At 74.1% G+C, this 3,876-nt stretch carries 4 protein-coding genes; 3 read left to right on the top strand and 1 reads right to left on the bottom strand.

What is annotated here, in order from left to right:
- The 3 genes from efeB to L1885_RS25060 form a co-directional block, all read left to right on the top strand.
- Window positions 1–1,180, top strand: a 1,180-nt coding sequence (gene efeB / locus L1885_RS25070; protein WP_235799450.1) for an iron uptake transporter deferrochelatase/peroxidase subunit, incomplete at its 5' end; no start/stop codon positions are given.
- Between the two features lie 135 nt (window positions 1,181–1,315).
- Window positions 1,316–2,287, top strand: a complete 972-nt coding sequence (gene efeU / locus L1885_RS25065) for an iron uptake transporter permease EfeU (RefSeq protein ID WP_235799449.1) — start codon at window positions 1,316–1,318, stop codon at window positions 2,285–2,287.
- On the top strand, window positions 2,196–3,143 hold the full coding sequence (locus L1885_RS25060; protein ID WP_235799448.1) for an SCO2278 family lipoprotein: 948 nt from the start codon (window positions 2,196–2,198) through the stop codon (window positions 3,141–3,143). Before efeU ends, L1885_RS25060 begins: the two co-directional genes overlap by 92 nt.
- 101 nt (window positions 3,144–3,244) lie before the next feature.
- Here the strand turns inward: L1885_RS25060 and L1885_RS25055 are convergent.
- Window positions 3,245–3,876 (bottom strand): bifunctional DNA primase/polymerase (locus L1885_RS25055; protein WP_235799447.1); only part of this gene is annotated, 632 nt, incomplete at its 5' end.

Raw genomic sequence — 3,876 nt, 5'->3', positions numbered from 1 at the left:
CGGCGCCGCCGCGGCGGGCGGCGGCGTGGCGGCCGCGATGAACGGCACCGACGGCGACGCGGCCGCCGCGGACACCGGCGGTGCCGTCGCCTTCCACGGCGCCCACCAGGCCGGCATCGCGACGCCCGTCCAGGACCGGCTGCACTTCGCGGCCTTCGACGTCACCACCCACGACCGTGCACAGCTCGTCCAGTTGCTCAAGGACTGGACCCGGGCCGCCGAGCGGATGACCGCCGGGCACGAGATCGGCGGCGGCGCAGTGCCGTCCGTCGCCGAGGCCCCGCCGGACGACACGGGCGAGGCCGCGGGCCTCAAGCCCTCCCGGCTCACCCTCACCGTCGGCTTCGGCCCGTCCCTGTTCGCCGACGGGCGCTTCGGGCTGGCCGGCCGCCGGCCCGACGCGCTCGTCGACCTGCCGAAGTTCCCCGGCGACAACCTCGAAGCGGCGCGCAGCGGCGGCGACCTGTGCGTCCAGGCCTGTGCGGACGACCCCCAGGTCGCCGTGCACGCCATCCGCAACCTCGCGAGGATCGGCTTCGGCACGGTCGCGATCCGCTGGTCGCAGCTCGGCTTCGGCAAGACGTCGTCCACCACGCCCGGCGCCCAGACGCCCCGCAACCTCTTCGGGTTCAAGGACGGCACCGACAACATCGCGAGCACCGACACCGGCCTGCTCGACCAGGACGTGTGGGTCGGCGCCAAGGACGGCCCCGCCTGGATGACCGGCGGCTCCTACCTGGTGGCCCGCCGCATCTCCATGCACATCGAGGTGTGGGACAGGTCCTCCCTCACCGACCAGCAGGACGTGTTCGGGCGGACCAAGGGCGAGGGCGCGCCCTACGGCGGCACCCACGAGCACGACAGGCCCGACCTGGCCAAACTGCCGCCCGCCTCCCACGTGCGGCTCGCCCACCCGCAGTCCAACGGCGGGGCGCGGCTGCTGCGCCGCGGCTACTCGTACACCGACGGGACCGACGGCCTCGGCCGGCTCGACGCCGGGCTGTTCTTCCTCGCCTACCAGCGCGACATCCGCCGCGCCTTCATCCCGGTGCAGCAGCGCCTCGCCCGCAGCGACGCCCTCAACGAGTACATCCAGCACGTCGGTTCGGCCGTCTTCGCGATCCCGCCCGGCGTCCGCGACCCGCGCGACTGGTGGGGCCGGGAGCTGATGGACACGTGACGCCGGCCCGTACCCCCGCCCCCGCCGGCGCCACCACATGAACGGCCACGCGAGCGGCACCGGCGGCGCCGCGCCCGCCCGCGCGTGGCACCCAGCGCACCTCGGGGTGCGTCCCCGTCCCGGAAGGAACCCGGCGTGTTCGCCAACTACCTGATCGGCCTGCGCGAGGGGCTCGAGGCCAGCCTCGTCGTCTGCATCCTCATCGCCTACCTGGTGAAGACGGGCCGGCGCGACGCGCTGCGCCCCATCTGGTTCGGCGTCGGGGCTGCCGTCGTACTGGCCCTGGCGTTCGGCTGCGCACTCGAATTCGGCTCCCAGGAGATGACGTTCGAGGCGCAGGAGGGCCTCGGCGGCTCCCTGTCGATCGTCGCGGTCGGACTCGTGACGTGGATGGTCTTCTGGATGCGGCGCACCGCCCGCCACCTGAGGGCGGAACTGCACGGCAAGCTCGACTCCGCCCTCCAGATGGGCACCGGGGCGCTCGTGGCCACCGCGTTCCTCGCGGTCGGCCGCGAGGGCCTGGAGACGGCCCTGTTCGTGTGGGCGTCCGTCCGGGCGTCCTCCGACGGCACCCCCGCGCCGCTGATCGGCGTGATCCTCGGCCTCCTGACGGCGGTCCTGCTCGGCTGGCTGTTCTACCGGGGCGCCATCCGCATCAATCTGGCCAAGTTCTTCACCTGGACCGGCGGGATGCTCGTGATCGTGGCGGCCGGCGTCGTCGGCTACGGCTTCCACGACCTGCAGGAGGCGAACATCCTGCCCGGCCTCACCCACCTGGCCTTCGACATCAGCGACACCATCCCGCCCGACAGCTGGTACGGCACGCTGCTGAAGGGCGTGTTCAACTTCCAGCCCGACCCGACCCTGCTCCAGAGCGTGGTGTGGCTCGTCTATCTGGTCCCGGCCCTCACACTGTTCCTCCTGCCGGTAGGGTTCTTCAAACGGGTGGGGTCCACGGAGTCCGGAAAGCAGAAGACGACCGATGAGAAGGCCGATTCGAACGGCGCTGACCGCGATGGCGGCCGCGACGGGGCTGTCGCTGGCGGCGAGCGGCTGCGTGACGGTGCACGGGGAACTGGCGGTCGTCCCGTCGGTGAAGCGGAGTGAGGCCTCCCAGGCCCTGACCGGCTTCGTCGACGCGTACAACGCCGCCGACAAGGCGTACGACCCGGCCCTGGACAAGGGCCGGGTCGCGGGCGCGCTCGGCGCGATCAACCAGGCCGGGCTCAGGTCCAACTCCGTGACCAGCCCCGGAGGCAACCCGCAGCACCGCGATCTGGTGCTCCAGGACCCGCACTTCAGCATCCCGAAGAAGGCCGGCTGGCCGCGCTGGTTCGTGGCCGACGCGGCCCCCGCGGGCCAGCAGCGCACCGGCGCCGACCAGGTCCGCTGGATCATGGCGTTCGTCCGCGAGAGCCCCGACTCCGGCTGGAAGGCCGCGTACCTGACGAGCATGACCGCCGCGGCGATACCCCGCTTCGCGACCGACGCGGACGGCTACGCGGTGCCCGCCGGCGGCAAGGCCGGGACCCTCGCGGTCCCGCCCGCACGGCTGAGCGCCGACTACGCCGAGTACCTCCGGACGGGCAGTCCCGACGAGTTCGCGCCCGGCCCGCACACCGACCAGTGGCGGGCGCAGCGCGCCAAGTCGGCCAAGCAGACGGCCAGCACCATGCAGTACATCGACCAGCCCCTCAAGAACGGCGAGTTCACGCCGCTCGCGCTCGCCACGAAGGACGGCGGCGCGTTCGTCTTCTTCGCGACGCGCTACTACCAGCGCCAGACCACCGCGGCCGGCTACAGCCCCCAGGTCCCCAAGGACGTGGTGCCGCTCATGCAGGGCACGGCGCACACGAAGTTCACCAAGGAGTGGGTGTCGAGCCAGGCCGCCGAGGTGCCCGCCTCCGGCAAGGTCTCGATCGTCAGCCGCCTGGAAGGCGTGACGGGCGCGACCGGCTCCTGACGCCGCTCCCGGGCGGCGGTTCCGACGCCGCCCGGCGGGAACCGCATGCGACGGCTCCGCCCCGCGTGCCCGACGGGCGGGTCCGGGGCGGGAGCCTCGGTTCAGGGCCTTACCGCCGGCCGCGCCCCCGCCGCTTCGGCCGCCTCCGCCGCGGCCTCCCGCGCCGTCTCGCGGGCGGCGAACCACGCGCACGCGTCCGTCAGCGCCGCCAGCAGGGTCAGCGGGTCCGGACGCGGATGCCCGGGACCCCGCAGCCAGCCGACCGCCTCCTGCCCCGGCAGGCGGGACGGCGGCACCAGCACGTAGCTCCCGCGGCAGTGCCAGCGCAGGCCCGGATGCTCGGCCATCGTCTCGGGATGGCAGTCCAGCGCGCAGGGCCACCACTCGTCCTCGTCCTGCGGACGCCCCCGCGTCTGCGTGAAGAACAGTAGGCGGTCACCGCCCGCCCGCGCCACGGGACCCACCTCGGTGCCCTCGGCCAGCAGCCGCTCCAGCGCCCGGTGCCCCGCCTCGGCCGGCACGTCGAGCACGTCGTGCACCCGGCCCGTCGCGGTGACGAAGTTCGCCGCGGGTTCGGCCCGCGCCCACCGCTCCACCTGCGCGCGATCCGCGCTCGCCCCGGTGCCCCAGGCGGGGGACACCGGGTGCGCGCCCGGCGCCGGGCACCCCACACGCTCGCAGGAGCAGCGGTGTTCCACCGGGTGCGCGGCCGGGGCGGGCGGCATCCCCGCCG

This window comes from Streptomyces fuscigenes, from assembly GCF_021556455.1.
Classification (GTDB): Bacteria; Actinomycetota; Actinomycetes; order Streptomycetales; family Streptomycetaceae; genus Streptomyces; species Streptomyces fuscigenes.
This window is presented reverse-complemented; position numbering and strand designations above follow the sequence as displayed.